1 rRNA gene is annotated in these 408 nt (G+C 57.4%); it reads right to left on the bottom strand.

The window, feature by feature from the left end:
* Window positions 1-408, bottom strand: a 16S ribosomal RNA gene (locus AC27E8_RS00275); the annotation flags it as partial.

Below are 408 nucleotides of genomic sequence, written 5' to 3'. Positions count from 1 at the left end.
GCTGGTAACACAGGTCAAGGGTTGCGCTCGTTGCGGGACTGAACCCAACATCTCACGACACGAGCTGACGACAACCATGCACCACCTGTCTCCTCTGCCCCGAAGGGAAGGTGCATCTCTGCACCGGTCAGAGGGATGTCAAGCCCTGGTAAGGTTCTTCGCGTTGCTTCGAATTAAACCACATGCTCCACTGCTTGTGCGGGCCCCCGTCAATTCCTTTGAGTTTCAGTCTTGCGACCGTACTCCCCAGGCGGAGTGCTTATTGGGTTTCCTTCGGCACTGGGGTGTGTCCCCCCAACACCTAGCACTCATCGTTTACGGCGTGGACTACCAGGGTATCTAATCCTGTTTGCTCCCCACGCTTTCGTGCCTCAGCGTCAGTCACTGTCCAGCAAGGCGCCTTCGCCA

This window comes from Alicyclobacillus sp. CIJ1, from assembly GCF_057538885.1.
Note: the sequence above shows the minus strand (reverse complement) of the source record. Positions and strands in the feature narration are given on the sequence as shown.